Source organism: Martinezella lusitana, from assembly GCF_016901135.1.
Taxonomy (GTDB): domain Bacteria; phylum Pseudomonadota; class Alphaproteobacteria; order Rhizobiales; family Rhizobiaceae; genus Rhizobium; species Rhizobium lusitanum_D.
In genome coordinates, this window is the sequence record NZ_JAFEVL010000030.1 from 1 (window position 1) to 25,740 (window position 25,740).

Genomic DNA, 25,740 nt, shown 5'->3' on the forward strand with positions numbered 1-25,740 from the left:
GGTGAAACGCCTCTTCTTCGTCTATGCAGACAAGCACGCGCATGCGTGGCTCAAGCATATCGACAGATCGCAGATCGATATGGGAAGCGGCGATCGGGCGCTTGTTCCAGGCGGCCGGCTTCACCCGATTTATCGCATTACGGTCCCTGCGGACCTTGTACAACAGGAGCATACAGATGGCGCGTGATCGCTACATGCGGCAGGTCGAACTGCTTGTTCGGACGTTGCCTTATATCGCACGGCAGGATGTTTTCGCCCTCAAGGGGGGAACGGCCATCAACTTGTTCTACCGGGATATGCCTCGCTTGTCGGTCGACATCGACCTCACTTACCTACCCATAGAGGATCGGGAAACGACGCTCAGCGGTATCGACGCCGCGCTTGACCGCATTCGCAACGATCTGCTGAAAAACCTTCGCGGTGTCGAAGTGCAGCGTATCGCTGGCGGCGGCAACAATGACACGCGGGTCCTGGTCCGGCAGGGCGCCACCGAAATCAAGATCGAGACCTCGCCGGTCGCGCGTGGAACGGTGCACCCTCCAGAACTGCGGGCGGTAACGGATGGGGTGGCCGAGGCGTTTGGCTTTGCCGAAATGCAGGTCGTCTCCTTCGAGGATCTGTTTGGTGGCAAGCTTCATGCCGCCGTGGACCGTCAGCACCCGCGTGATCTGTTCGACGTGAAGCTGCTCTATGATAATGAAGGGCTCACCGATGCATTGTTTCGCACCTTCCTCATCTACGTCGCAAGCTCTGGCCGACCCCCGCATGAGCTGATCAGGCCGTCATTGTCTGAACTCGAAGAAGCGTTCGTGAAAGAGTTCGAAGGCATGACTATCGAACCCGTCAGCCTGATCGAACTGAAAGACGCAAGAGCGCGCCTGACAGGTGATCTGCTTGCAAGACTGGATGAAAAGGCGATGCGGTTCCTGCTTACTCTCCATGACGCGGAGCCCGATTTCGAAGTCATCGGGCTGCCGCAGGCGGCGGCACTGCCGGCAGTACGGTGGAAGCTGCTCAATCTCGCGAAGCTGAAGCAGCAAAATCCCGATAAACACATGCTGCAGCGTCGGGAAATCGAGAATATGCTTGCCTAGATACCGGTCACATCACGGCGTCGTAGGCAGGCCTGCGGCTTCGCAAAGGGGCGTGGTGCGGGGCTTGCAATCAACGATTCCTGCGATTGGTTGATCATCGGTCGCCTTGATGCGTATCGGGCCTTTGACCACTCCGTTGTCACCCGCCTGAAATCCCGTGGTAAAGTCTCCATATATCGACTTTCTTATACGCATTGGTCGACAGGATTGGGGTTTAGGCGCGACAAGGCCGTTGGGGCCTTTTAGTTGACCGAAATTTCGATACAATTTTTGGTAGCGTTGGTGCGGGGATCCGAGAGTTTTCGGACTTCATTCTTTGATGCCGTTGTTTATGCGGTGGCTGCGTTGCTCCGGACGGATTTCGGGCGTGCGCATGCCAGCATTCGGTTGAGGACGGCGCAGCCGATGGCGACCTCGGTCTGTTGTGCTTTGAAGGACCGCGCCCGCAATCGGGCGCCGATGATGGATTTGTAGCGGCCGATGGCTGTCTCGACCAACGAACGCTTGCCATATCCGGTGGCGGCTTGCCATTTCATTCGCCCGTCCGTGTTGATAGCCGCGACGTGCCGGTCGCGCTGGCTTTCGATCCCTGTATTCGAGCGGTAGACTGCGTTGGTCCGAGGTGGAATGATGACGGCTGCATCGGAGCTGTGCTTGGCGACAGCGACGTAGGTTGGGATGCCGTCATAGGCACCATCGGCTGTGAAATGGCCGATGGGGACACCGATCCGGTCGAGCAAGGGCTTGACCTGCGAGGGATCGCCGCCATCCTGATCAGTCAGGACATTAGCAATGATTTCGCCGCTCTCGGCGTCCAAGGCCAGATGCAGTTTCCGCCAGCTCCGACGCGACTTGGCGCCGTGCTTCTCCTCCAGCCACTGACCAGCGCCATAGACTTCCAGCCCAGTGCTGTCGATAAGAACGTGAACGGGCTCCTTTGTCGGAGCGCTGCGGCCTTGCCGGCTGTCGGCCAATCGCCATGTCCGTGCTCGTCGGCTCAGCGTCGTGTGATCGGGGACGGCGAGATCCAGGCCCATCAACTTCAGCACCGATGTCAGCAAACCCTCCGTCTGGCGAAGCCGCAGGCCGAACACGAGGCCCAGCGTGAGGGCGGTCTCGATCGCCAGATCGGAATAGCGCGGCTGGCCACCGCGTGTCGTGCGCTTCGGTGCTCGCCACGACGATAGCGCTTCTCTGTCATCCAAAGCGTCAGGCTCCCGCGCCGGCGAAGGCCTGCCTCGTATTCCGACCAGTTCGTAACCCTGAACATCATCTTGCCTATACGATGGCGATGGGCGGCATTGTGCTTGAAAGGCATCGTTGCGAAGGACCGGTTGTTGCGCTTGCCGATCACCTAAGCCAACGCGATTAACGATCCACGCACCAAAGTCGCTATCCACGCCTCTGGTCCCAATGCCGTCTTATGCTCCATCACCGATTATGGTGTAGTAGCATCCACGGCACAATCGCGTCCCTCTTTGGCACCGCCAACAAATCTGCCGCTTTTACCCGATCGGGAGACAAAGTTTCCGAATCTATGTTTTATTAACTATATGATATAACACTGTTCTTTCGCAATAGTGAATCGAAAATAGCCATTGCTTCCGTTGGTCATACGGCAATTGGCCGTGCCTCTAACCATCGATAGGTACTGGTTATCGATGGTGATGAAATAATATCAATTATTACATTGATTACACTTTATATAAATTAAAATTATATTTCATTTCCAAATTATTATTTAAATACACATCATATTTACGATATTATACACCCGAGCGCTACAGCTCGATCCCCTGTTCAACAACTCCAATTCTCCAAATGATCTTGAATACCCAGCGCATAGCCACGCGTCCGAACAGTACGAATAAGATCCGGCCCCAACGTCCGAAGTGCCCTGCGAATAAGACCTATATGAATATCCACCGTCCGTGGCTCAACATCAGCGTCGGCTGGCCATGCTGCAGCAATCAGCGCCTCACGGCTTTGAACAGCTTCAAGATTTTGCAGGAGATGGCGTAGGAGACGGAACTGCAAGGCGGTTAATGGGACATCGCGACCATTCCTTTGCACCTTTGCGGTGGCTGAATTCATTTCGAGATCGGCGTAGTGAAGCACATTGGCCTCCGCCAAGACGCCGCTTTTTTCGATCAGGGCATCCGACCTCAGGCTGCGAAGAAATGCGATGAGACGAACCGGATCGAAGGGGCGCGTTAAAACAAGATCGGCACCATCCTTTTCGAGCAATGGATTGCTCAATTTGTCGAATTCATTGCAAAGAAGAGCAATGGCGATTTCAGGCCGTGCAATCTTAAGAGATCGCAAGCCCCCAAGCTCCATTTCAGAGGTCGCGCCGTTAATGATGACGACTCGCACGCTATCGTCACGCAGTGCGCGCACCGTTTCGTCCAAAGTGCGCACGAGTGCGGCAGGAAACCCTTCAATTGCGAGGAGATGTTGCAGAAGCAGAAACATTTGCGCATCGTGCGAATGGATAAGAATGCGAAAATCCATATCTCTTTCTCCAGCTTGCCTTATAGCGGAGCGAACTCACCGCCATTCACATCAAGGATCGCGCCATTGATGAACCCGGCTTGCTCCGAGACGAGAAAGCAGATGGCTGCCGCAACATCCTCCGGCGTCCCAATGCGTCCGACTGGAATGCGCGCCATCGTGGCCCTATTGATCTCACTGTCTGGTGGCCCTGCCATTTCAGTTGCAATCCGGCCAGGTGTTACAAGATTGACGGTCATTCCGTGACCGAAAGAGGCCGCTACCAGCGATCGTGCAAGGCCGGCGAGCGCCGACTTCGACGCGACATAGGCGGCCCCAGAGATTCTTGGAATTGTGCGCCCTGCAATCGAGCCAACGAATACGATGCGCCCAAAGCCGTGATCGATCATATGCGGCAACACCGCCTGGCAGCAAAGCATCGCGCCGGTCAGGTTGACCGCGAGAACCGAATGCCACTCTTCGATGGTGATCCGTGCGAACGATGTCGGACCGCCGGCACTTTTGGGGGATATTCCTGCGTTGCAGACGAGGATATCCGGCATTGCCCATGCGCGCTCCAGCGCATGGAAGAACTGTTGTATCTCAGCGGGCACGTTCAAGTCGACTGCTCGTGCAAAGACATTCTCTGCGCCGAACCGCGCCGAAAGCATTTGCTCTGCGGCTGTAACATGGTCCCGGCGCTGGCCGAAAATAGCCACCTTGTAGCCATGCTCGAGCAGGCTTGCAGCGGTTGCCAAGCCGATCCCCGAGCTGCCGCCGGTGACGACAGCAAGCTTTTGCCGGGGAGCCGGAGTCATGCGGCACGATCCATCTCAGCGAACAGCGACAGGGGTGGATGTGCCTCTGGATCCGTCATCACTTCGATGAGCAGCGGTTCATTTCCTTCGATGCCACGTTTCAGAGCTGCAGCGAGTGCCGCCGGATCGTTGATGCGGATCGACGGGCATCCGCAGGCTTTCGCAAGCGCGGCGTGGTCGACTTCGGCGAAATGGCATGCGGAGGTATATTGGCTGAACTTCACAGTCTCGGCGTCGCGCTGGAAACCCAGAATGCCATTATTGAGCACGATGATGGTCACCGGCAAACGCATCCGCATCATCGTTTCGAGCTCGGCCCAGCTATGGGCAAAACCGCCGTCGCCGACGACCGCGACCACCGGACGTTTCGGCTCGGCAGCCTTGGCGCCGAGCGCAAGCGGGAAACCCCATCCAAGTCCGGCTAGGCCTCGCGGCGTGATGAAACGCATGCCCGCCCGTGGCGCCCTCAGCTGCCCAAGAATCCACATGGAGGAATAGCTGGCGTCCGCGACGATTGCGATATCGCGCTGCAGCCAGGGCTGCAATTCAGCCATGACCCGCTCCGGACGAATGGGAGAATTGACCGAGGCATACTGAGCATGGCGCGCTTCATCGAAATGTCGCCAAAATAAAGCAATCCGCTCTTCGAGAGGCGCGCGCAAGCTTTGCCTGAGCGAGAGGTCGCAGCTTTGAAGCGACCGGCGCAACGCCGCCAATGTTTCCCGGGCATCGCCGACAAGTCGGAGAGCCTCATAATTACGGCCAACTTCCGTCGGGTCGATGTCGATATGGATCACGCTTGCCTTGGCCGGTATCTGTCGCCAATTATCAGTGCCGTTCTGATTGGTGCGAGTGCCGACCAGGACGACAAGATCGGCGTCCGACATGAGTTCATGGCTGTAGAACCCCAGGGATCGAGGACCGACGAGCGAGCCGAGGACGCCGACAGACAGCGGATGGAGTTCGCTGACAGCGCCCTTCCCCATGTTGGTGGTGAAGACGGGCAAGCCTGCCTCATCCTGTAGACGTGCCAGTTCCTCTGCCGCCCCACCGCAATGAACACCGCCGCCAGCAAGGACGACCGGAGATCGGGCACTGGCGATCCGTTCAGCGGCTGTTTGCATATCGTGATCCGATGGCCGGGTTCGATCAAGCGGCCACCGTCCGAGATTGCTGGTGCGGGATGCCTCGGTGACGGGCGCCGGCGAACGCAACAGATCTGCGGGCAGCAGCAAGGCCACGGGGCCAGGGCGGCCGGAGGTGGCGGCAGTGAACGCCGCATCGACATAGTCGTCTATCCGTTCGGCAACCGTGACGCGCCGGACCCATTTGGTGCAGGATTGGAACAGCGCAATCTGATCGAAGTCCTGAAAAGCGTTCCTGTCCGTCTGATCGCGTTCAACATCCTGGACCAATGCGACAACCGGAATGCTCGCCTTGAGGCATTCGCCAAACGGAGGCACGAGCAATGTCGCGGCCGGACCGTTCTGCGCGGCAACAACCCCGACTTTCCCGGAGGTGCGCGCATAGCCATCTGCCATGGCTCCGCCCATGTTCTCCTGTCGATAGGCGATCTGTCGAATGCCGCGCGCTTCGGCGGCAAGGATGAGCGCCGACGGCAGGCTCTGGGCGAAAATCATCTCGACACCGTGACGTCCGAGCGCTTCTGCAATCCGGTCCGCGACCGTATCCGTCATTGAGGTCTCCTTCATTGCCGTCCCTCCCAACCCGTTCTGCTGTTCTTTTCCAGAAAATCGTCAAATGCTGCGACAATGCTTTCGACATCGGCATCAGACATCGGCGTTGACAGGCATGCAGCGGCCCCGAACGGCAGCAAAATCCCGCATGCCAGGAAATGTCGTGAGAGCGCCCGCATGATGTCATTCTCCTCCGGTGTCATTGTCGCCACATGGAAACTCGTCGGCGCGATCACCCGTGGATGGATGCGAAACAAGGACGCCGCTCCGGAAACTGAAAACGGCGCGCCCCGTTTCAGGGCTGCATGCGCCAACCCCTTGCGCAAACCATCCCCCAATCGCTCCAGGCGATCGAAGGCCTCAAGCGTCATGGCCTCCATTGCAGCCTTTCCGGCAACCATGGACACGGGATTGGCCGAAAACGTACCGCCTTGTGAAACGAGCGGCGCCTCATCGTCGGCGCCGAACACAGCCATGACGTCCGTGCGGCCACCAATGGCGCCCACTGGAAAGCCGCCGCCGATGATCTTGCCGACGGTGATCAGATCCGGCTCAAGACCATAGCGGGCCGAAGCACCGGCAAAACTCTGCCTTAAATTGAGAACTTCGTCGGCAATGACAAGAATGCCGTATTTGCGGGCGACGGCAGACACTGCGGCGATGAAGTCCGGCGCCGGATGCAGGAGGCCTGCCCTGCTCGGCATCGGATCAATGAGAATGGCAGCGACGTCGTTTGCTCTTGGAGCAATTGCCGGCTCTATACCGGCCGAGTCGTTGAAATTCAGCACGAGGACATCATCGGTGATCGATTCCGGCGCGCCGGGATAACCGAGCTTAGGCAAATTTCTACCGGAAGCGTCGTCTGCGATCACGCCACCCTGACCAGCCTCGGCCCAGTCATAGGCGCCATGATAGGAACCTGCAAAGCGGACAATTGCTGATCGCTGGGTAAAGGCCCGCGCAGCCTTGATGGCAAACATGACGGCTTCGGTACCACTATTGACGAAACGCACCTTTTCCATCGCCGGTATGCGCGAGACCAGTAGTTCGCCGAGCACGATCTCATATTCCGTGGGATTGGCGAAACATGTGCCCGTTTTCAAGACTTTTTCCACGGCCTCCGTGACGGGTGCGAAACCGTGGCCATGGATCAATGTCGTAAAGTTGTTGTTGAGGTCGAGCAGACGGTTGCCGTCCGCATCCCAAACATAGGCTCCCTCGCCTTTGGCGACGTAAATCGGGATGGGATCCCTCTCGATCGTGGAGCGTGTAACACCAGCCGGAAAAACGCCTTTCCCCCGGCGAAAGAGATGAGTTGATCGGGCTCGAATAGCCGACCAGCCTCGTCCCTGAGCTTTATCCGTAAACATGATAGGAGGCTTTCTGTTGCAAGTTCAGACGCGTGTCTTTGCACCGCCTTTATATTTTTGTTGCAACAAAATTACTCGCCGTCAAGTCAATGCATCAAAATTTTGGCCTCAAGAGCGCAAATTTCCCCGCGCCGCGCGCCGCAGACTACGATAGCCATCGCGGATATCGCTCTCGAAGGCGGCTCTCAAAGCGGCGCCATCACGCTCAGTGAGCGCCTCCATTGCCATCTCATGATTGCGCACGCCGTACTTCTCTTCGGCAAACTCCGGATAGAGGTTGTAGAGCGACGGACCGATGCGCAGCCACAGCCCTTCGATCATTGAGACTAAATGAGGAAGGCCTGCCATGCGATAGACCGAGAAATGAAATTCCTTGTTGTGCCGAAGCGCTGTCGTGTAGTCACCCACCTCCAGAGCCGAATTGATCTCATCCTGAATTTGTCGTAATTTATCAATATCTTGATCCGCCCCGTGCAACGCCGCTCGCTCGGCCGCAAGACCCTCCAGAGCAAGCCTGATCGAGGTTATCTCCTTTAAATCCGACTCCCTGAGAACGGGAACGATCACCGTCTTGGGACCGGCGTAAACCAGTGCGCCGTCACCGATCAGGCGATTGATGGCATCGCGAGCAGGCGTCGAACTGATCCCCAGCTCCTCAGCGACGGCGCGAACCGTCATCTTGTAGCCAGGCTCATAGACACCTCGGATCAAGCGCTCCTTCATTTCCCGATATGCGGTATCTCCCAACCCGCTAGCCTGCCGATCCAAACCTGCACCTTCTCCCAGTTCTAATATCATTTTCCGTTCCCGCTGTTGACAGGCTAATATTTTGATGCAACAAAAAGATTATGTGAAGTTTTCGCAAAGCGATTGTCACATCAAAAAAAGCTTTAGCAGCCCGCTTTGTGACTGTCACGGGGCTGCTGGTTCAATGAATTCTGCATTCAAGCGATCTGCCGGGCTGCCAGAAAGAGGCTAGCACCGTTCGCGGATGGCTAAGGCTGCGCGACAAAAAATGGGGAATTCTCACTCAACAGAAGGAGGGCAATGATTTGATTGGCCGTAGATTGATCCTTTCGGGACTCCAAAAACGCTATGCAGACATCTGGGCTGTCAGAGACACAAGTCTGGAGATCGAACCGGGCGAGTTCGTCTCGATCGTCGGTCCGTCTGGATCCGGCAAGACATCGCTGCTGACCATGATTGCCGGCTTCGAGATGCCGACCGCGGGGACGATCCGCATTGGCGACAAAGACGTCACGCCTCTGCCACCCAACCGTCGTGATATCGGCATGGTCTTTCAGAAATACGCGTTGTTTCCGCATCTGACGGTAGGGCAGAACATTGCGTTTCCGCTGAAGATGCGCCGCGCGCTTTCGGGAGCGCCGCTTAAATCGCGACTGGAGGAGATACTTCAACTCGTTCAACTGTCCGAATACCGGGATCGCTATCCGAACCAACTATCGGGCGGGCAGCAGCAGCGTGTCGCAGTTGCCCGAGCGCTGGTCTTCGATCCGCCGATCATTCTCATGGACGAGCCACTTGGCGCACTCGACAAGAAGCTGCGCGAGGCGATGCAATTCGAGCTCAAACGCATACAGCAGCGACTTGGCGCGACCGTTGTCTATGTCACACACGATCAGGATGAAGCTCTGGCGATGTCCGATCGCGTTGCGGTCATGCGGCAAGGCGAACTGCAGCAGATCGGAACGCCTGCCGAGCTTTACGGCAAACCTGCCAACGCCTTCGTCGCTGACTTCATAGGCGTGATGAACTTCGTGCCCGGTACTTATGTCGGGACCGAGAACGGCAAACATGTATTCCAGGTAGCAGAAGACGTCCTATTGAGGGCGCCAACCGTTTCGGATGGCAGTGCCATCCATATGGTAAAGGGTTCACCGCTTCACCTTGCCATCAGGCCCGAACATATCAGTCTGACACCATCAGGCCAAAATCGCGACAGTACGGCTGCCGGCATCGTGGAGGCATCTGTCTTCTTCGGCTCGACCAACATCCTGCTTGTCCGCCTCACAAGATTGCCCAGCGTTGTCCTGCGGGTGCAGATGCCCGCCGGACAAGCGACGGCCTTCGAACAAGGAAGCAGTGTCAACCTCCTGATCGATGAAACGAGGCTGCAAACCTTCCCGATCAAGGAAGGGTGTGCCGCATGACCTTGCCAGCTTCCCCTTCGACCGCGACGAACCAGTTACGACCGGCCAGATGGATGCGGCCCGGTTCTGCACGACACTATGCAGCCATCCCTTCCTGGCTGCTGGTCTTGCCGCTTCTGGCGATCTTTGCGATCGGCTTCCTTTATCCCTTGACCAAGTTGATCACCCTCAGCTTTACCGAAGGCCCATTCGCCAATTACGGGCGCCTTCTGGATGATCCTCTCTACGCGGCCGTTCTTGCGAATACCGTGGGAATCGCCACTGCTGTCACCGTTAGTTGCGTTTTCATAGGCTACCCCGTCGCCCTTGCCATGGCCCGTCTCAAAGGAAGGCTGGCCCTGGTCATTGCGGCATGCGTCTTCATTCCGTTATGGACCTCGGTTCTCATCCGTTCCTATGCCTGGATCGTGCTGCTTCAGCGTCACGGCATCGTCAATTCATTACTCGTCGCGACAAACCTGACGGATGGACCGCTCAAGCTTCTCTACACGCAAGGTGCCGTCGTGCTGGCGATGACGCATGTGCTCCTGCCCTTCGTCATTGTCCCAATCTTTTCCACCTTGCAAATGCTCCCACAGGACTATGCCCGAGCGGCACGCAATCTTGGAGCCGGGGCGATCCGGGCCTTCCTCTTCGTGACCTTGCCGCTCAGCCTCCCAGGTGTCTTTGCCGGCGCAACCATGTGTTTCGTTCTTGCGTTGGGCTTTTACATCACACCCGCTCTGGTCGGAGGCCCGGGTTCGATGCTGATGGCGAACCTGATCGGCCAGCAGACCACTGTTCTACTCGACTGGCCATTTGCCGCCGCCCTGTCGACGGCTCTTCTCACCATGACGATCGTCTTCATCGTCGTATTTCGCAAGGCGCTTTCCTTCAGCAAAGGATTCAGCAGTGTTCATTGATCAATCTTCCACCTTGCCACCGCTTTTCGCTGCGACCGGCAGGCTCAGGCTCGCGGCTTTGCATCCTCTTGGTAGGGCAGCAGCGCTCATCGGTGCTGGCGTGCTCGTGGGAAGCATCCTGTTCTTTCTCATTCTGCCGACGCTGCTCATCATCCCGATGTCGCTGAGCAAAACCGATTACATTCAGTTCCCGCCGCAGGGACTGACCTGGCACTGGTATCAGGTCTATTTCAGTGATCCGGACTGGATGGCGGCGACCTGGTTCAGTGTCAGGATTGCAATTGCGACAACCGCAAGCGCCACCATCATAGGAACCATGGCGTCGCTTGCCATTGTCCGGGGGGATCTACCCTTCAAAAACGCGCTGCAGGTCCTGTCGGTCGGGCCAATGATCGTTCCGCATGTCGTCTTCGGCGTTGCCCTATATCTGGTCTTCTCACCCTTGCAGCTTACTGGAAGCTTTATCGGCTTTCTGATCGCGCATACCGTGCTTGCCATCCCCTATGTCGTTATTACGGTTACGGCATCGCTCCAGCGCCTCGATCCGATGTTGGAGCTTGCGGGGTTGAGCTGTGGCGCAAACCGGCTGCAGACATTCTTTCGAATTGTGCTGCCCAATATTGCGCCCGGCATCGCATCTGCCTCCGTCTTCGCTTTCCTTGCATCATTCGACGAAGCGACTGTCGCCTTTTTCATCTCGGACACCGGCGGAAAATCGATCGGTCGGAAGATGTTCGAAGACATCGATTTCAATCTGACGCCGGTGATTGCCGCTGCGTCTGCGGTTTTCGTCGCCGTCTCCCTGCTTCTGATGGGAACGACCCACCTGCTGACCGCCCGCAAAGCCGGGCAATGACGCCGAAGCCAACAAATTCAAAACACACACAAAGAGAACATTCCATGTCATCCAAAAGCTATTCGACACGTAAATTCCAACTCCGGCGATTAGCCTATGCTGCTGCCAGCCTCCTGTGGCTTCTTGCTCCTCCACAATCGGCGACAGCTGCAGAACAAGTCATCATCGCCTCAACCGGTGGGGCGTATGACCAGGCCCTTAAAGAGGCGTGGTTCGACCCATTCACCGAGGCGACAGGCATCGAGGTTGTGACGGTTGTCGCCACCAATGCTGAAATGCGCGCCAAAGCCAGTGCGATGGTAAAGACAGGCAACGTCACCTGGGATCTATACCTTGACGGCGAGATACAGGCAGCCTCAAAGGCGCATCGTGAGGTCACGGAGGATCTCACCGAGTTCTGCCGCCAATTTATCGACCGCAAGGATCTTGGACCTCACGCCTGTGCGGCCGGCGGCGCTCTTCTTCAGTCGACGGCCACTCTGCTGGCCTATCGGGTTGGCAAGGCCGGCGATCCCCTGCCGGAAACATGGGCGGATATGTGGGATACGAAGAAATTTCCGGGTGGGCGTGCGTTTCCCAACTTTGACGATCCCTGGCGGGTGATGGCAGCTGCCCTTTTGTCCGATGGCGTGCCTCGAGACAAGTTGTTTCCTCTCGATGTCGATCGCGCGTTGAAGAGGCTTGATCAAATCCGCCCAGCTGTCTCGATCTGGTGGAAGACTGGCGATCAGAGCGTGCAAGGTTTCCGCAACGGCGATTATTCACTCGGCCAGATCTGGTTGACGCGAGCAAAGGCGATGCAAACTGAGGGCCTGCCCATTGGCTGGTCCTACAAGGCATCCTTTCTGGTTGGCGATCGCATCGCACTGATCAAAGGTGCGCCCCATCACCACAATGCACTGAAACTGATTGCCTTCTGGCTCAACTCTCCCGAAGCTCAGGCGCAGGTCTGCACTATTCTGTCCTGCACTCCTCCCAGCATCGAGGCGGCTGCTTTGATCCCTGAGGAGGTTAGAAAGACCATGCCAAGCGCTGAGGATGTTCGTGATTACATTGTCGTGCCGGATGCGGACTGGATCAACGCCAATACTGCAATGTTGCTTCAACGCTGGAACAATTGGATTCGCTAACAAGCGGATTCGATTCACCGCTCCTGCATGGCCTGCGACGTGACCTCGACGATCGGCGAGAACAGATATTCGAGGATCCGCCGCCTGCCGGTCTTGATCTCGGCAGTCGCGGCCATGCCGGGAGACAGTGTTACCGAATTGCCGTCGACGTTCATGACGCTGCTGTCGAGCTTGATGGTAACGGGGAAGACGAGGTTCTGAACCCGCTGCACATTCGTCGTCGGCACGGTTGCTTGCAGTTGCTTGGTCGGATCACCTTCGAGCTGATTGGCATCCGGCTCCGGGATGGCGTCGGTGGCGACAGCCGTCACACGACCATGGATCACGCCATAACGCGTGAACGGGAACGCCTCGATCTTGACCACCGCCGGCTGCCGGACCGATACGAAGCCGATGTCGCTGTTCGGAATATAGGCTTCCGCTTCCAGCGCCGAATTGTCTGGCACGATGCGCATGAGTTCGGCACCTGTCGTGACCGCCTTCCCGACGGTGTTGATCGAGGACGACTGGATCGTGCCATCGATCGGCGTGGTGATCGTCATGGATTCCCGCCGCTTGCGGGCCTTGACAAGCTGGCGCTCCAGTTCGTCGGCCTGTCGCGATGCATCCCCGGCTTTCTGAACATTGTCGGCAACAAAGGTTCGAACAGTCTTTTCTCCATCGCTGGACGTGACCGCCAGCGACGCTTTTGCCTCTTCGAGCTGGCCGGTCTCTTCCGCGAGCGTCGCTTCTTCTTTCTGGCTCGTCTCAAGAGCGTCGATCACACCGGCCTTTGAACCAGCCTCCTGATCAACCAGCGTCGAGCGGATAACCGAGCAGCGATCAAAATGGGGCGGCGTTAGCAGTCCAAGTCTTACATGCGCTCAAAACGCTGCCGAGGCTGTGGCTTTTAGATCCCCATCGAAGACTCCGCTTTGCTCTTGGTCACCTGTTTGGCACCAAGAGTACTTTTTCTTCGGACTCGATGATGAGGCATGGCTACCCATTGCCCCACGTCTATCTTTCAATGGTCCGCGCTTGACCCGCGATCCGCGCTTTGCGCTCTGAAACAATCCTCTGGTTTTCATCGAGACGAGCCACCTGTTGTAGGATTTTAAAGTTATCTCGTACTGCGCCGAATGTCTTTCGCATTTCTGGAGCCACGAGGTTGACGAAATCGTTGTCGTTGCGCAAGACAGCGCCGCGTCCGAAGCGAGCATCAAGCGCACTGCTAACCGCGGCAAATTCATCGCGGATTTTCGGATCGAGCCCGGCGATCGTCTCCGCTGATAGCTGTCTGTTCTGCTCCACCATTGCCATCATTCGCGTCAGTTCGTGTTGGGCTGCTTGCGACAGGCTTGGAATGACGATGCCCATGCGCCGACGCTGGTTTTCGACCGCCTGATGCTCCGTCTCGAACGAGGACGCATAGGCCGAAGCCAACGAGGTGAGGCGCGTCGCGACGTTTGCAACAGCCTCGATCGCCTGCCTGCGCTCGCGCCCGGCAGCCAGCAACCGATCCAACATCCTGCCCGAGCCACGCAGCGCCCCGTAAGCGGCGGGATCGCTGTCGACCGCAGCGGCAATCCGACCGGGTGCGAGACCCCTGACGATGAGATCTTCGATCGTCTGCACCGCGCCTGCCGGATCACGCCATATACGCTCCGCGGCCTGCGTCAGGGCCTTTCGCTGCTGATGATAGAGAGGTGCAGCCAGTGTCCGATCGCGCGCCTCCTCCTCGATCGACGTCCTGAACTCGGTCACTGCGGAAATTATTGGTGGAATGGAGGCATCAGTTGAATGCGAGGTTTGCTGCTTCGCTGCGGTGGGAGTGGTCGATGAATGTCCCTGCTCCCTACGCACTAACGCGCTGACCACACCATCCGCCGAGTCGATATCTCGCAGAACGTGCCTTGCGTCGTCATAGATCATACGCCGATCCTTCTCGATAGCGGACGATAGCGCGCTGCCCGCCCGTTCCCAGAGAGCAGCAAGCTGCTCCCTCTTTTCCGCGAACCAGGCCAGTTGTCTGTAGACGGCATCCTCGATGGCACCGGCCTTGTCCGCCAGCCAAACGATCCCGCGCTGGCGGGCGAAATCCCTTGCGTATCGCCGGTAGCCGTCTTCCGCCTCATAGTCGAGTGTCGTCGACTTGGCGCCCGAGCGCGAAAGGCGTTCGACGAGTTCGTTGAACAGTTTCGGCCGATGGCTCTGCTTTTCAATCCGTGATTGTCGTTCCCCAGCAGACTCTACCCGAATTGCCGTCCAGACATTGCGCTCGACCTGCCGCTCCTCATAGCGCCTCACACCCGTCTGTTCATCGATAACGGGTACCTTGACCGTGACGGGCTCCATCCCGTCTTTTCGCAGCGTAATGCTATCACCAATGGCGATGTTGCCCTTCGCAAGGGCTGCTGGCAGGCTGACGCCCCAAAGTCGATGCTGCTTGCCATCGTCGGTCCTGAGGTCGGCATAGGGCGACGGATTAATCTCCTTCCCCTCGCGGAACTTTGCTTGACCAGTCTCGATCAGTTCGCCGGTCATGCCAGCGTCATGGGCGACGCGTGTCTTTCCGTCCCATCGCCGCCGCGGCACAAAATCCTCTCGTGCTGCATAGAGGTCGGCGCGATGACGATGACGGGTCATCGCCACATAGGTCAAATGGCGGTCCATCATGCCGCTCGCCAGCACGAAACTGCGCTCGACCGTCGCTCCTTGCGATTTATGGATTGTCACCGCATAGCCATGATCGATGTTACGATAATGACTTTCGCCGAATACGACCCTGCGGCCATTGTCGAGGCGTACCATGAATAGTGTAGCGCCAAACCGATCCGTCGTCGACATCACCGTGCCTAGCATGCCATTCTTGACCGGCTGCATCGTCGGCTTTGTTCGGCCAGGATCGGGGATGCGAGCATTTTCCAGGAAGATGACACGGTCGCCGATGGCGAACTCACGCATACCCCGTTCGGTCCGGAATGAGCGAGGTTGGTTCAAAGCCCCCTCCTCCTTTATCACCGAACGCAATGCTTCATTCAGGCGCTTCACGCTCTCATTGGTGTGGGCCAGCACTAAGAGTTGGTCGCCCCTTAGATGAGGATCTGGATGAGCATGGCTGTGAAGAACAGCTTCCGTCTGGCCCCGAATAGCACTTTGTTTGCGATCAATTTGGCGGTGTTCCAGACGCTCCTTCCTTGCCTGCGACCAATCGGCGACGATCCTGTCGATCGCCTCGTCGCGGCTTTGCGTCTCGATGATATGACCCTGGGCGGCGTAGGTATCGAGCGCTTGTTCCACCGCGCCTCCGGCAAACTGCCTCGATGCAGCGCGGGCCCATTGCTGTTGCTGCCGGCGCACATCGGACAGTTCGACAAAGCCGATGCGCTCGGCGACGGCACGGAAGGCGGCCCCGGCCCCGATCGGCTGCAACTGCATAGCATCGCCGACCAGTACCACCTTGGCTCCAGCCTCCTCTACCGCCCTTAGCATCCGCGCCATCTGACGCGATGACACCATGCCGGCCTCATCGATGACGAGCGCGTCGCCAGACCCAAGCAGATCACGGCCCTTGCTCCAGGCAAGCTCCCAGGAAGCAAGCGTGCGTGACTGGATGCCGGAGCTCACCGCCAGCCCTTCGGCCGCCTTGCCGGAAAGCGCTGCCCCGATCACCTGCCGACCATCGCCTTCCCAAGCAAGACGGGCAGCCTCCAACAGTGTTGACTTGCCGGTACCGGCAAGGCCGACGACGACTGCAATACCGCTGTCTCCGGTAACATGATGCACCGCATCCACTTGCTCAGCATCCAACCGGAACGACAGATTGGGATCACGGTGTTCAAGTCGTTCGATTGCGGCACGTACCCGTTTCGCACCAATCGCGAAGCCGCCGCTTCTTACCAATACCTCTACAGACTTTACCATCTCCCATTCGGTGCGCAACGTCTGGCGCGTTGTATAGACTGCAGGTTCTGTCGCCGTGCTACTCTCCCAATCTGCCTGATGCGGCTTCAAAAGCACTAGTTCATCCGACATCATCAGCTTAGCGCGGATATTTGCGAAGGCTGCGGGATCGTCGACGTAGCGGTTGAGCGCTCTGGCGATGTCGCGTTCATCGAAAGTGGAATATTGGTTGGAAAGCTGGGTCAGCAACAGCTCGGGATTCCTCAACAACCGCTCGGCCATGGCCTGCCGCCGCGCAAGTTCGGCGGGTGCAAACAACATCTGTGCGCCCTGTCGCTGCAACGCTGCCTTGGCCGGACTAAGATGGTGCCGCGCAAGTCCGCCGATCCCTTGCTCCTCATAAGAGCGGCCATCGAGACGGACATCATGGCCGGCTAGCGCCAAATGCCGGCTCGCCATTTCGGCCCAGGCGAACTTCCACTGCTTCATCGTCTCCTTGTCTCCGGCCCATCTCAGATAGACCTGCTTGCCCTTCTTGGAGGCATCCAACGCCGGCATGCGCACCGGCTGACCGTCGTCGTCGATGACCGCCACCTTCTTCAACCCGAATCCATTTTCCGCCAGAGGCCGCAAGGTCATCAGCAAATGGACGTGCGGGTTGCCCGGCTTATCGTGATAGACCCAGTCGGCGACCATGCCGCGCGCTGTCACTTGATCGCGCACGAATTCGCGCATCAGCGTCACGTTCTCCTCGTGTGTCAGTTCCTCCGGTAGTGCGATGATCAACTCGCGCGCCAGCTGGGCATCTACTCTTGTCTCAAACTCCTCAACCGCATTCCAAAGAATCTCGCTGGCGCCCGCCACAGATCGGCCGTCGATCGCGTTGCATAGCCAACTCGGCACGTCCGCAGGAAGTGCCAATTCTTCATACACCAGTTCCGCGGCATCGCCCCGAGAACGGTAGGCTATACCCGTCTGTTTATCGATCATCCGGCTACGATGGCGATAGGCGGCGGCGGCAATCACGCAACGTCCAGCGCCTCGACTGATCAGTTGTGCCCTAACAAACATGATCGGCAATAGTCGTTTCTCCGTCTAGTTCAGTATGCACCCGTCAATTAGCTCCTCGAGCTACCAACCCGAGGGATTTGTTTCGCCTGACGGATTTCTATCGGATCAAAATAATCCATTTTACTAACTTATTCTAGTCAGTATAATGGCATCCGGCTTGCTTCACTAACACGGGGATGTGGCTAATATGACTTCAAAATCGTCGGTTCTCGATCTCGACGCTCAAATTCAGGCGCTGATGGAACGTAAGAGATTATTGATAGTTAAGTCGGCCGAACGATTTGCACGTGCGGCAACAAAGTCGGGCGTGGCCGAGATGGAGATTACCGACACGCAGATCGACACACTCTTTAACGAGATTGCCGCTCGATTTCGCAGGCAGACAAAAGAGACCACTCTCACCACCTCTAAAACGTCTCAACCAGCGGATCATAGGTCTGGAACGACTAAGGAACATCCGCATGTCGGCTGAGCAAATGGCTCAGAGGCGTCAGCAGGCTTTGCTAGGTGCAATGGTCGTGAGAGCGGGCCTAGGAGATGCTGATCGGGCATTCTTGCTGGGCGGCCTCATAAAACTGGCGAAGCTCTTTCCCGGCGCTCCCGAATATGAACAACTGCGCAATATTGGGATTGAAGAATTCAACGCATCCGCGCGATCGACGGATCGGTCAGTGCGGTAAAATCCCTGCAGTCACTGAACCTTTTGGCAGAAACGCAGCCCGGTCTTACGCATGAATTCTTCAAGGAGGACCTACTGAAGACCCTTCGCCCGAATAACAACCCCGCGGAAAGCAAAAAGCTTTCAGAGACGTGTCAACGGCGGAGCAAAACCCTGCCACGCGGCGGAGTAAAAGTCGGCCACGGTTTGCGCGCGCATGAGACGGCCGGGAGGGCGTAGCCCGAGCGGGGTGTCATGCGCGCGTGGCGATTTCTCGAAGGATCTTAGCCGGCCTTTCTGGCGCGGCTTTGAGCGAGACGATAGCTTTCGCCATTCATCTCGAGGATGTTGACGTGGTGGGTGATGCGATCGAGCAGAGCGCCGGTCAGGCGCTCGGACCTCAGTGTTTCCGCCCAATCGTCAAATGGCAAATTGCTCGTGATCAGGATGGGCTCTGTCGCAAACTTTTTGAAGGCCGCAGAAACAGCTATCGCCGGACACAATTATGCAGCGAGTGCAGCGAATTGCTGAAATGCCGATTGGCCACTGGTTGGAAATTGGGGCTTGCGGATCATATGCGCCACTTCGATGCCATCCAGTGTTGCTGACGCAGACTGGAAGGATTTGAAGCCTCTCATCGGGCGGGTCAGCTTCTTGATAAACCGGTGGTCTTGTTCAATGATGTTGTTCAGATATTTGACCTGCAGGATCTCGATCAACCAGAACCATCCCTGCAACAGCGGCAGCCAGTTCATGTTTTGCTATCCTGCTAGGTTTGCACCGCTCTTGTCGACGACTACCTTTTCGGGCCAGCCATTGTTCTTGATCACGCTGACAAAGAAGGCGGTGGCCGCTGCGTCATCACGATGTTCAGACAACATGAAATCGAGGGTGTTGCCGTGCTTATCAACCGCGCGGTAGAGATACGTCCACATGCCTTTGACCATAGGTCTCGTCCACGCACCAAAAGCTACTGGTTGCCGAATTTCGACGCTAGGCCCGGCAAGCAATCAAGGGCGAATATTTCACAACCCATCCGTTCAGCGTCGCGTGGTCAACGGCAACGCCGCGCTCGGTCATAATCTCTTCCAAATCACGGTAAGAAACTGAATATCTGACGTAGAAAAACACAGCGTATAAAATCACCTACTTTCGGGTAGTGATTGCCTTTGAAATCGACCATGATCGGGAAGCTCAGCCTGCCTGCACATCTTCAACCCAAATTTAGGGCTTGACCAGACAGGTTTGCAAATCCGGTGAAAAGTTTGCAACAAAACCGATGATTTGAGCTGTTAGGCTCTCCATAAAAGATGCACGGCAGTCGCTGTGCGATTGGATTAGGCGACGTGATAAGCCGCAATGACGGTTGCTACCGGATCAGTGTTCATAGCCTGCAGCTGTGTTGCCGTGATCAACTCCTGGCGATCACTACGGCTCAGTTGCAAGCGCTGGATTCGGGACAGGTTGCCGCAATCATCGCCGCCTATCACGCAGTCTGATGGGCTTGTCATCTCAACGAGCTCTGTTGCGATGGATCGGTCGAAAACTAGATTTTGAACGGTTGCCTTGAAGGGATCTGAACCTCTGACCAGTAGATTGGGACTTCAGTTTAGACGATACGCGCGTTCAGAAAGCAAATAGTAAGCAGGCCGGAATTGTGGTGTAAAACGACACGGGATCCCGGTGCCGATCTGGAAGTTGTGTAAGCTGTTTTCATCGATGCAAGCGGGGTCACGGCAGAATGCCCATCCACAACTTCAAAGTGCACGGAGAAAAGGGGCCGTTTCTGTTCCTGCTTCATGGCTGGTGCTGTAGCCACGTTTTTTGGCGTTTCCAAATATCGCAGTTGGCCAGCCGATTCCGGGTGGTGACGCTCGATCTTGAAGGGCACGGTCTTTCGGCGCCTCCGGTAGACATACGGCGGCTCGGCATTGGCAGGTTTGCGGAAAACGTCGTCGCTGTGGCGGACGCGCTCCAAGCGAAGGAACTCGTCCTGATGGGCCATTCCATGGGCGGTCCCATCGCTATAGAGGCCGGCTTGCGTCTTGCCGGGCGCTGCAAGTTTATGCTCGGCGTTGATACTTTCACCGATGCAGCATTTTATCAGCGACGCCCCCCCGATGAGATCGAGCTGCGGGTTCAGAAATTCGCGGTGCATTTTGAAGCCACAATGGCCAAGATGGTGCATAACATCACGACACCCGAAACGGATCCGGCCATCGTCACCGAGATCATCGACATCATGACGCATTGCGATAGGCACGTCGCGCTGACGGCTTTGCGATCCTTGCTGGAATGGGACATAGAGACACGCTGGCCGCTTCTGGATGTCCCGGTCGCCACCATCAACTCCGCCATGCTTCGTGGTGGCACCGACCTCGATCTAGCCGGTCTCGATCTGCACGTCATGCATGATGTGGGCCATTTTCCGATGCTTGAGAGCCCGGATGCCTTCAATTCAATTGCAATGACCGTTCTGGAAAAACACGGTTTCGGCTGACGGAACGTCTTCAGCCTTCCTGAACAAAGGCAGCCGGCAGGGCCGCGATAAAATCCACCATGTCATCGCCCAGCAGACTGACATGCTCGCTGGCGGTTTTGAAGGCAGTCTCGGCATCGGCGCGCTCGATGGCATCGAGGATGCGCTCATGTTCGCCGATCGTCGCCGCCATGCGGCCCGGTTGGTAGGTGACGTAGCGGCGATAGGCTGCCACGCGGCGGCGTAGCGCCCGGGTCTGGCCCGCCAGAAAATGCGTATGCGCCGCATCGTAAAGCAGTTCGTGGAATTCGGAATTGATGGCGTAGAAATTGTCCGGATCGCCAGCCGAAAGCGCGTTGATCAACCTTGCATGAATCTCGCGCAGCGCCGCCCTCTCGGGGACTGTCGCCCGGCGTGCCGCCAGCTTGGCGCACAACCCTTCGAGCACCGCCATCATCTGGAACATTTCCAAGAGGATCGGGATCGAAATGATCGCGACCGTGATGCCCTGCCGTCCGCGTATGTCGACAAGGCCGGTCGCGCTCAATGCTTTCAGCGCCTCCCTGACCGGCGTTCGCGAGACCTTGAAACGGGCCGCAAGTTCCACTTCATCAAGGCGTTCGCCGGGCTTGAGCGTACCACTGACGATCATCTCCTCCAGACGGTTGCGCAATTCGTCCGAAAGCGTCCCCCCGCCCGCGCGCACGTCACCGTCGTCGGACGTCAATAGAACCGATCCGGTCTCCTGCCCCGTCATGCCATTTTTCCCGTCTTTAGAATAAGATTTCTTGCCGCTACGATTGCATATCCGCAGCAGGTCCCATCGACTCTACTTCGCATAGATAAGCAGATCATATCAATCGCGATAGGACGGATCGATCCGGTCGAGCAGCCGGATGAATGCGGGCCACTCTCGGGCGCCGGGAGCGAGAATGTCGCCATGATGATCGTGGAATTGCATGGCCGCCTTGTCGCTGACCTCCGCCTTTGGCAGGGCAAGGCGCGACCCGGCGCTTGCAGCGCTCTGCGCCATGAGTTGCACGCGAGCCGCCTTTTCAAAATAATACATGAGGATAAAGGCTTCGGGGATGGTTCTCCCCACCGTCAAGACGCCGTGATTGCGCAGCACCAGCACGTTATGCGGGCCGATATCGTCGATTAGCCGCTGCCGTTCGTCGGTGTCGATGGCAACACCTTCATAATCGTGCAAGCCCATATGCCCCATGTAGCGCATCGCGAATTGGCTGACGGGCAGCAGGCCCTCTTCCAGCGCCGAAATGGCGGTCGCCGCTTCTGAATGAGTATGAAGCACACAGATCGCATCCTCGCGGCCCGAATGGATCGCGCTATGGATGACAAAGCCGGCCCGGTTCACCGGATGATCGCTTTTGCCGATCTTGTTTCCATCCAGATCTATCTTGACGAAGCAGGAGGCATTGATTTCCGAAAACAGCAATCCGTAGGGATTGATCAGGAAATGATGCTCCGGGCCTGGCAGCCGGACCGAGATATGGTTGTAGATCAGATCATCCATGCCGAAATGGGCAACGAGACGGTAGCAGGCCGCCAGCTGGATGCGAAGCTCTGCTTCGGATAGCGACGCAGTTGCCGCTTCGAGCGGCGGAGAAGTCGATGCCATGGTCATTTCCACCATATTAGCTTGCGGTCGATTGCGACGAGGAGCCCATAAAGGATCAGGCTACCCAGCGACGCGGCGAAGACGGCGGCCCATACGGTGACGTAGTCGATCTGAGCCGTTGATTGATAAATGAGCTGCCCGATGCCGGCATAGGCCCCCAGCATTTCGGTGACGATCACAGCGATGGTGCTGCGGGCAAGCCCGATGCGCAAGCCGGTGACCAAATGCGGCATCGCCGCCGGCAGCCGCAATCGCCAGAGGATGCCGAGCGGTCCCGCCCCGAAGCTGCGCAACAGATCGACAGCCGCCGTCTCGGGGCGCTTCAAGCCCGCCAGCGCATTGAGCAGAACCGCGAAACTGACCGCAAGCCCCGCCATCGCGACTTTCGAGGCCATGCCCAGCCCGAACCAGATCAATGCCAGCGGGACAAAGGCGACTGCCGGCACGGAATTGATGGCGATGACCAGCGGCAGCAGGCTGAGTTCGAGCGGCGGAAGCAGGATCATCACAACCGCCAGCCCCAAACCGATTGCCGCACCGACGGCAAAACCGAGCAATGCCTCGAGGAGCGTTACAAACAAAGCGTCGCCGATAAGGTGAGCCTTGCCGACAGCGCCCATGACGATGTCGAGCGGCCGAGGCAGGATATAGGCCGGCATGTCAAGAAGTGAGGCGCCGAACTGCCAGGCGAGAAGCAGTCCGGCGAGCGCGATGAATACTGGAGCGAGGCCATTGAATTTGGTCATTCGGGACGCCACCAGATGAATTTCCGTTCCAGCAATGCAAGCGCTCCATAGAGCGTCGAGCCGAGCAGGCCGCTCGCAATGATCAGCACCCACATGCGCGGCACCTGCTCAAAATAGAGCGATTGCAGCAGCATGACGCCGAGGCCGACCGTATCGCCGAACCATTCCCCGACGATGGCTCCTGCAAGACCGAGGGATACGCCGAGCTTGAGCCCGACCATGATGGTCGGTAGCGCCGTCGGAAGTGCCAGCTTGAGGAATTGCTGCGTCTCCGTCGCCCCGAAGCTGCGCATGAGGGCCAACCGCTGCGGGTCGACGGATTGCAGACCACGCAAGGTATTGACGGCCACAGGGAAGAAGGAGAGGTAAAGCGCGATCGCGATTTTCGACTGGATGGTATTGCCGAACCAGATCACGACAATCGCCCCGAATGCGATGACGGGAACTGTTTGCAGCGCAACGAAGATGGGGAAGAAGGCACGCTCGGCGATCCGGACATAGGCAAAGACAATGCCGAAGATCATGCCGAGCGCGGCGCCGAGCATGAAACCGATCACGGTCTCCAACAATGTGCGCACGAAGCCTGAAACCAGATCGGGCCAGATGGAGACCCCATCGGCAAATACATCCGGCAATGCCGGGAGATAACGCGGCTCGATCCCGAATATCGGGACGGCGACCAGCCAGACGCCCATCGTTATCAAAACCGCAGTGAATGGAGAACTCGCGACGACCCGGACCTTCATGTCGCTGCCGCCGTCGCAAAGCTCTTCATGCTCTCTTCCTCGACGATCGCGAGCAGCTTCCTCTTAATCTCCATGAACTCCGGATCGGTGAGGATGGAGGCGTCGCGCGGGCGCGGCAAGTTCACCTTCACCTCGCAACGGACCGTGCCGGGTCGCGCCGTCATGACCACGACCTTGTCGCCAAGGAAAATCGCTTCGTCGATATCGTGCGTAATGAACAGAACCGTACGCCAATGGCGGGCCCATATGTCGAGCAGCCAGCGTTGCATCATGCTGCGCGTCAAGGCATCAAGCGCGCCGAACGGCTCGTCAAGCAGGATCAGGTCGCGCTCGAACAGGAATGTCCGCATCAGGGCCACCCGCTGGCGCATGCCGCCGGATAGCTGATGCGGATAGTGTTTTTCAAAGCCCTGCAATCCGAAATCGGGAAAAAGCGCTTCAGCCTTTTGTCGCGCGGCCTTGCGTGACATTCCCTCGATCTCCAGCGCGATCGTGGCATTGTCGAGCACGGTTCGCCAGGGAAACAGCAAGTCCCGCTGCGGCATGAAGGAAATCTTGCCGAGCAATGCGCCATCCATTTGCGTCCGACCCGCCAGCAGGATCGATCCATCCGGATCCGGCGGCAAAAGGCCCGCAATCATGTTGAAAAGCGTAGACTTGCCGCAACCGGACGGGCCGATCAGCGTGACGAACTCGCCCGGCGCGATGGAAAGATCGACATTGCGAACGGCTACGGTTTGCCGTGCGCCCTCCCCGAAGCGTTTCCAGACGTTGACGAGTTGCAGTTGCGCGGGACGATGGGGAGCTTCCGGCTGGCTTTGCATCATCGATTGATCCATCGTCCCGTTTTCCATTCCGTGCGCGCTCAGAGCTTCTTGTCCGCCGCCGGGACCTTGTCCCAAAAGGACGTATCGAAGGCTGACTTCAGGTCCACCTTGGCCTTGAGCGCCTTGTATTCGAGAAGGCTGTCCTGCACCGCGCCGATGGAAGCAAGATCGATGGCACCGAGACCCTCGGTCTTGCCGAGCTTGGCTGTCATCACGTGTTCGATTTCGTCAAGCATCAGTTCCTGATGCTTGCGCTCGAGACCTGAACCGGCGGCAAGCACGATATCCACCGCTTCGGCCTTGTGTTCGAAGGAATATTTCCAGCCCTTCAACGTCGCGGCCAGGAACGCCTGCACGAGCTCCGGCTTTTCCTTGATCACCTTCTCCGAGGTGACGATGGCATCCTGCTGCGTCGTCACACCGGAATCGTCGGGGAGAAACAGGCGGATGTCGTTAATGCCCTGCTCCTTCAGCGTATTGAGCTCATTGTAAAGCGTCACGGTCGCCACATCATACTGATGGTCGATAAATGGCTGCATCGAGAAAGGCTGGGAGACGATCTGCACGTCATCCTTGGCGATCCCCTCATGCGCGAGCACCGAGAAAAGCGTGAACTGCGGACCGGTAAACCAGGTGGCGACCTTCTTGCCCTTGAAGTCCTTGACCGATTTGATGCCGGTGCCATTGTAGGTGACGTAGGCAAACGGTGTCATCTGCTGCGACATACCGATGCAGACGAGCGGCAATCCGTTTTGGCGCGCATAGAGCATGCCCTCCGTTCCGCTGGCGATGCCAAACGTGTCGGCACCGGAGGCGACGAGGGATTCGACATTGATATTCGGGCCGCCGGGGTTGATCGTCGCCTCGATACCGGCCTCCTTGTAGAAGCCCTTGGCCTTGGCGACATAGATGCCGGCAAACTGCGCCTGGGCCACCCATTTGAGGCGGACCGACACCGCTTCGGCCGCCGAGACCTGTGTTATGGAAATCAATCCAGCAAAGACGGTAACCGCCGCTGCAAGCAAGCCACTTCTTATAGATGCCCTCATGATCGCTCTCCGTTTCTGTATGCAGAAATGTAAAAGCAATATACATGCCAACTCAAAATCATTGATTTTATACCAGCCTTGGACCGGAAACCTGGAAGTCACCTGTGTCGTA

At 57.6% G+C, this 25,740-nt stretch carries 23 protein-coding genes and 2 pseudogenes; 9 read left to right on the plus strand and 16 right to left on the minus strand.

The genetic code is table 11. The features are described from left to right. Positions 1-187, plus strand: a 187-nt coding sequence (locus JTP94_RS11235) for a type IV toxin-antitoxin system AbiEi family antitoxin domain-containing protein (RefSeq protein ID WP_204850577.1), incomplete at its 5' end; no start/stop codon positions are given. Further along, complete coding sequence (locus tag JTP94_RS11240; protein WP_204850578.1) at positions 177-1,094, plus strand: nucleotidyl transferase AbiEii/AbiGii toxin family protein; 918 nt, start codon at positions 177-179, stop codon at positions 1,092-1,094. The genes JTP94_RS11235 and JTP94_RS11240, both read left to right, overlap by 11 nt. A 329-nt stretch (positions 1,095-1,423) precedes the next feature. Here JTP94_RS11240 and JTP94_RS11245 read toward each other — a convergent pair. The 6 genes and pseudogenes from JTP94_RS11245 to JTP94_RS11270 all read right to left on the minus strand — a co-directional run bounded on the left by JTP94_RS11245 (position 1,424) and on the right by JTP94_RS11270 (position 8,270). Further along, positions 1,424-2,412: pseudogene (locus JTP94_RS11245) on the minus strand (IS5 family transposase). 482 nt (positions 2,413-2,894) lie between these two features. Further along, on the minus strand, positions 2,895-3,608 hold the full coding sequence (locus JTP94_RS11250) for a response regulator transcription factor (protein ID WP_204850579.1): 714 nt from the start codon (positions 3,606-3,608) through the stop codon (positions 2,895-2,897). A 20-nt stretch (positions 3,609-3,628) separates the two neighbouring features. Further along, entirely contained in the window at positions 3,629-4,405 is a 777-nt protein-coding gene (fabG, locus tag JTP94_RS11255; RefSeq protein WP_204850580.1) for a 3-oxoacyl-ACP reductase FabG, read from the minus strand. Further along, the gene (locus tag JTP94_RS11260) at positions 4,402-6,117 is read right to left on the minus strand and encodes an acetolactate synthase catalytic subunit (protein WP_204850581.1); all 1,716 of its coding nucleotides are present in this window, start codon (positions 6,115-6,117) and stop codon (positions 4,402-4,404) included. The genes fabG and JTP94_RS11260 overlap by 4 nt, the downstream gene beginning before the upstream one ends. After that, positions 6,114-7,472 carry an aspartate aminotransferase family protein gene (locus JTP94_RS11265; RefSeq protein ID WP_204850582.1) on the minus strand — a complete coding sequence of 453 codons (1,359 nt, stop codon included), beginning with the start codon at positions 7,470-7,472 and terminating at the stop codon, positions 6,114-6,116. The genes JTP94_RS11260 and JTP94_RS11265 overlap by 4 nt, the downstream gene beginning before the upstream one ends. Positions 7,473-7,580: 108 nt before the next feature. Continuing rightward, a complete protein-coding gene (locus JTP94_RS11270; protein ID WP_204850583.1) occupies positions 7,581-8,270 on the minus strand; it encodes a GntR family transcriptional regulator in 690 nt (229 codons plus the stop codon). A gap of 254 nt (positions 8,271-8,524) precedes the next feature. On the opposite strand from JTP94_RS11270, the gene JTP94_RS11275 reads away from it, so the two are divergent. The 4 genes from JTP94_RS11275 to JTP94_RS11290 are packed head-to-tail and all read left to right on the plus strand — an operon-like array spanning position 8,525 to position 12,531. Next, positions 8,525-9,643, plus strand: a complete 1,119-nt coding sequence (locus JTP94_RS11275; protein WP_204850584.1) for an ABC transporter ATP-binding protein — start codon at positions 8,525-8,527, stop codon at positions 9,641-9,643. After that, complete coding sequence (locus JTP94_RS11280) at positions 9,640-10,545, plus strand: ABC transporter permease (protein WP_204850585.1); 906 nt, start codon at positions 9,640-9,642, stop codon at positions 10,543-10,545. Before JTP94_RS11275 ends, JTP94_RS11280 begins: the two co-directional genes overlap by 4 nt. A 58-nt stretch (positions 10,546-10,603) precedes the next feature. Continuing rightward, positions 10,604-11,401, plus strand: a complete 798-nt coding sequence (locus JTP94_RS11285; protein ID WP_246754872.1) for an ABC transporter permease — start codon at positions 10,604-10,606, stop codon at positions 11,399-11,401. Between the two features lie 44 nt (positions 11,402-11,445). Further along, the gene (locus tag JTP94_RS11290) at positions 11,446-12,531 is read left to right on the plus strand and encodes an extracellular solute-binding protein (protein ID WP_204850586.1); all 1,086 of its coding nucleotides are present in this window, start codon (positions 11,446-11,448) and stop codon (positions 12,529-12,531) included. A gap of 14 nt (positions 12,532-12,545) precedes the next feature. Here the strand turns inward: JTP94_RS11290 and JTP94_RS11295 are convergent, their stop codons facing one another. Next, on the minus strand, positions 12,546-13,376 hold the full coding sequence (locus JTP94_RS11295) for an HlyD family type I secretion periplasmic adaptor subunit (RefSeq protein WP_312038157.1): 831 nt from the start codon (positions 13,374-13,376) through the stop codon (positions 12,546-12,548). Between the two features lie 151 nt (positions 13,377-13,527). Beyond that, a complete protein-coding gene (gene traA / locus JTP94_RS11300; RefSeq protein WP_246754876.1) occupies positions 13,528-17,484 on the minus strand; it encodes a Ti-type conjugative transfer relaxase TraA in 3,957 nt (1,318 codons plus the stop codon). A gap of 187 nt (positions 17,485-17,671) precedes the next feature. Here traA and JTP94_RS11305 point away from each other — a divergent pair, with 187 nt between their 5' ends. Then, positions 17,672-17,956 (plus strand): TraC family protein, encoded by a 285-nt coding sequence (locus tag JTP94_RS11305; protein ID WP_204850588.1) that lies wholly within the window; start codon positions 17,672-17,674, stop codon positions 17,954-17,956. 4 nt (positions 17,957-17,960) lie between these two features. Further along, entirely contained in the window at positions 17,961-18,164 is a 204-nt protein-coding gene (locus tag JTP94_RS11310; protein WP_312038158.1) for a conjugal transfer protein TraD, read from the plus strand. Between the two features lie 262 nt (positions 18,165-18,426). Here the strand turns inward: JTP94_RS11310 and JTP94_RS11315 are convergent, their stop codons facing one another. Beyond that, a complete protein-coding gene (locus JTP94_RS11315) occupies positions 18,427-18,645 on the minus strand; it encodes an ATP-binding protein (RefSeq protein WP_409456602.1) in 219 nt (72 codons plus the stop codon). Then, positions 18,646-19,325: pseudogene (locus JTP94_RS11320) on the minus strand (IS6 family transposase). A 558-nt stretch (positions 19,326-19,883) separates the two neighbouring features. Between JTP94_RS11320 and JTP94_RS11325 the strand changes: the two are divergent. Then, the gene (locus JTP94_RS11325; protein ID WP_204850589.1) at positions 19,884-20,642 is read left to right on the plus strand and encodes an alpha/beta fold hydrolase; all 759 of its coding nucleotides are present in this window, start codon (positions 19,884-19,886) and stop codon (positions 20,640-20,642) included. Between the two features lie 10 nt (positions 20,643-20,652). Here the strand turns inward: JTP94_RS11325 and JTP94_RS11330 are convergent, their stop codons facing one another. The 6 genes from JTP94_RS11330 to JTP94_RS11355 form a co-directional block, all read right to left on the minus strand. After that, complete coding sequence (locus tag JTP94_RS11330; RefSeq protein WP_204850590.1) at positions 20,653-21,378, minus strand: GntR family transcriptional regulator; 726 nt, start codon at positions 21,376-21,378, stop codon at positions 20,653-20,655. A gap of 99 nt (positions 21,379-21,477) precedes the next feature. Further along, a complete protein-coding gene (locus JTP94_RS11335) occupies positions 21,478-22,260 on the minus strand; it encodes a class II aldolase/adducin family protein (protein WP_246754824.1) in 783 nt (260 codons plus the stop codon). Positions 22,261-22,262: 2 nt separating this feature from the next. Beyond that, the gene (locus JTP94_RS11340) at positions 22,263-23,006 is read right to left on the minus strand and encodes an ABC transporter permease (RefSeq protein WP_204850591.1); all 744 of its coding nucleotides are present in this window, start codon (positions 23,004-23,006) and stop codon (positions 22,263-22,265) included. Then, positions 23,003-23,752 (minus strand): ABC transporter permease, encoded by a 750-nt coding sequence (locus tag JTP94_RS11345; protein WP_204850592.1) that lies wholly within the window; start codon positions 23,750-23,752, stop codon positions 23,003-23,005. Before JTP94_RS11345 ends, JTP94_RS11340 begins: the two co-directional genes overlap by 4 nt. Further along, a complete protein-coding gene (locus JTP94_RS11350; protein WP_246754826.1) occupies positions 23,749-24,591 on the minus strand; it encodes an ABC transporter ATP-binding protein in 843 nt (280 codons plus the stop codon). The genes JTP94_RS11345 and JTP94_RS11350 overlap by 4 nt, the downstream gene beginning before the upstream one ends. Before the next feature lie 26 nt (positions 24,592-24,617). Further along, positions 24,618-25,628, minus strand: a complete 1,011-nt coding sequence (locus JTP94_RS11355; protein ID WP_204850594.1) for an ABC transporter substrate-binding protein — start codon at positions 25,626-25,628, stop codon at positions 24,618-24,620. Positions 25,629-25,740 lie beyond the last annotated feature (112 nt).

Coding starts and splice junctions, on each gene's coding strand:
- JTP94_RS11240 (WP_204850578.1), top strand. CDS start 177: ATGGCGCGTGATCGCTACATGCGGCAGGTCGAACTGCTTGTTCGGACG.
- JTP94_RS11250 (WP_204850579.1), bottom strand. CDS start 3,608: ATGGATTTTCGCATTCTTATCCATTCGCACGATGCGCAAATGTTTCTG.
- fabG (WP_204850580.1), bottom strand. CDS start 4,405: ATGACTCCGGCTCCCCGGCAAAAGCTTGCTGTCGTCACCGGCGGCAGC.
- JTP94_RS11260 (WP_204850581.1), bottom strand. CDS start 6,117: ATGAAGGAGACCTCAATGACGGATACGGTCGCGGACCGGATTGCAGAA.
- JTP94_RS11265 (WP_204850582.1), bottom strand. CDS start 7,472: ATGTTTACGGATAAAGCTCAGGGACGAGGCTGGTCGGCTATTCGAGCC.
- JTP94_RS11270 (WP_204850583.1), bottom strand. CDS start 8,270: ATGATATTAGAACTGGGAGAAGGTGCAGGTTTGGATCGGCAGGCTAGC.
- JTP94_RS11280 (WP_204850585.1), top strand. CDS start 9,640: ATGACCTTGCCAGCTTCCCCTTCGACCGCGACGAACCAGTTACGACCG.
- JTP94_RS11290 (WP_204850586.1), top strand. CDS start 11,446: ATGTCATCCAAAAGCTATTCGACACGTAAATTCCAACTCCGGCGATTA.
- traA (WP_246754876.1), bottom strand. CDS start 17,484: ATGTTTGTTAGGGCACAACTGATCAGTCGAGGCGCTGGACGTTGCGTG.
- JTP94_RS11305 (WP_204850588.1), top strand. CDS start 17,672: ATGACTTCAAAATCGTCGGTTCTCGATCTCGACGCTCAAATTCAGGCG.
- JTP94_RS11310 (WP_312038158.1), top strand. CDS start 17,961: ATGGCTCAGAGGCGTCAGCAGGCTTTGCTAGGTGCAATGGTCGTGAGA.
- JTP94_RS11325 (WP_204850589.1), top strand. CDS start 19,884: ATGCCCATCCACAACTTCAAAGTGCACGGAGAAAAGGGGCCGTTTCTG.
- JTP94_RS11330 (WP_204850590.1), bottom strand. CDS start 21,378: ATGACGGGGCAGGAGACCGGATCGGTTCTATTGACGTCCGACGACGGT.
- JTP94_RS11335 (WP_246754824.1), bottom strand. CDS start 22,260: ATGGCATCGACTTCTCCGCCGCTCGAAGCGGCAACTGCGTCGCTATCC.
- JTP94_RS11340 (WP_204850591.1), bottom strand. CDS start 23,006: ATGACCAAATTCAATGGCCTCGCTCCAGTATTCATCGCGCTCGCCGGA.
- JTP94_RS11345 (WP_204850592.1), bottom strand. CDS start 23,752: ATGAAGGTCCGGGTCGTCGCGAGTTCTCCATTCACTGCGGTTTTGATA.
- JTP94_RS11350 (WP_246754826.1), bottom strand. CDS start 24,591: ATGGATCAATCGATGATGCAAAGCCAGCCGGAAGCTCCCCATCGTCCC.
- JTP94_RS11355 (WP_204850594.1), bottom strand. CDS start 25,628: ATGAGGGCATCTATAAGAAGTGGCTTGCTTGCAGCGGCGGTTACCGTC.